This window comes from Bartonella sp. OD88NMGDW (genome assembly GCF_042193775.1).
In the GTDB taxonomy this organism is placed as follows: Bacteria; Pseudomonadota; Alphaproteobacteria; order Rhizobiales; family Rhizobiaceae; genus Bartonella; species Bartonella grahamii.
The window spans coordinates 1-1,079 of the sequence record NZ_JBHIMA010000058.1; the positions used below are offsets into that span (position 1 = coordinate 1).

Here is a 1,079-nt window from a genome sequence, read left to right on the forward strand (position 1 = left end):
CAGACTGCCTAAAAAGCCCCACCACCCCATATTGGAGGCTGTTTTTGTGGCTTTAGTTGCAGTGTTTTTGGCGCCCTTGATCGTATCCTCAAGATTGTCCGAGAGTGTTTCTGCCTGTTCTTCAAGGGCTTTGATGGCTTTTCCGGTTTTTTCCTCTGCGCTTTGATAAATATGAACGGCACGGTTTACTGCTGTTTGTGCATCCGCACGGGACATGCCATCGGTCATAAGGGCCTTGATGATATCACTTCGATCAAATTTTGTCGTGAGATCTTCTACACGATCAGACAGGTGCTCACCAAGATTTTTTAAAGTGGTACGATAGTGAGAAGGATCATTTTTGAAAGCTGTTATCGCAGAACCAATATCGTTGAGTGCAGCTTGGTAGGTTTGTTTCAAGCGCTCAGGGTTGAGAGCAGGAATGTCGCTTTTATTGAGAAGGGTGCGCAATTCACTCGAAAGTTGATCGAAATTGATGCTATTGTCACTATTTTTTGCAAAAAACTTTTCAAGACTTTCGCTGTTTAAGTTTGCAAGTATAGGGGAAATATTGTTTTTTAGACCGTCTACGGTTTGTTGGATCATAGAGCTGTTTTCTAGAGCCGTTTTAGCTCCTATCTTTGCTGTACTAGAAACCACGTGGATGGCTTGGAGGGTCATCAGCAATGTTATGAGAGCCCAAGTGAGAAAGCCATGAACCGTTCCCGACGATTCAGCAAAACGTCCAGCTACAAAGCCTCCCAAGGCTAGGCTAATCAGTGTAACGATAACAGAACCCACGCCAAAGGAGAGGAAAGAGCCTTCAAATGGGGTTGAAGAGGTGAAATCCATTTGGCTTAAGCCTAAAGCGGCTACCAGAAAAGAGAGGCAGATTGAGGTGGCAAGGGCGCTCACCAGTCCTGCAAAGATTGCGGACCATGAAATGGGTGTGTGAAAGAATGAATACTTTTCTTCTAGAGATGTTTCTCCTAGAAAATTCGTATCGAATGGTGTGTCTTCAGGAATGCGAGTTTCCATGTTTTATCTCCTTGAATATGCTGGAGATACAATGTCTTTTTGCCAATTATGTTCCAAAAGTG

Annotated in this window: 1 protein-coding gene; it reads right to left on the minus strand. The window is 43.9% G+C overall.

Annotated features, from left to right (window positions below):
* Window positions 1-1,017 (minus strand): TIGR04086 family membrane protein (locus ACFIJR_RS09065; RefSeq protein WP_375654067.1); only part of this gene is annotated, 1,017 nt, incomplete at its 3' end.
* Window positions 1,018-1,079: the final 62 nt, after the last annotated feature.